Origin of the sequence: Rhizobium ecuadorense, from assembly GCF_001187535.1 — a bacterium.
Taxonomy (GTDB): Bacteria; Pseudomonadota; Alphaproteobacteria; order Rhizobiales; family Rhizobiaceae; genus Rhizobium; species Rhizobium ecuadorense.
In genome coordinates this window covers 1-257 of record NZ_LFIO01001337.1, presented here as the reverse complement: position 1 = coordinate 257, position 257 = coordinate 1, and the positions used below count along the sequence as shown (strand labels likewise).

Here is a 257-nt window from a genome sequence, read left to right as displayed (position 1 = left end):
GTTCCTCCACAAGGACCAATAGCAGAACCGGTAACGCGGCGCTGCCCGCCGATCGACAAATTTTTCTTCTCAAAGTGGAAACATTCCGGGGACGGTTGCGTTGTACCCGCTACCGGTAGTGCGCCTAACAGCCCGTCTATGAGGAGGCTTATTCATGAAAGTCATGATTGTTGAAGACGAGAATTTTATCGCTCTGGAACTCGAACGCATTGCGCAAGAGGCTGGACACCAGACCATCGGCCCGGTTTCGACGGTGG

At 53.7% G+C, this 257-nt stretch carries 1 pseudogene; it reads left to right on the top strand.

The annotated features are described in order from the left end of the window. Positions 1-154 precede the first annotated feature (154 nt). A pseudogene (locus tag AF337_RS42690) lies at positions 155-257 on the top strand (response regulator); the annotation flags it as partial.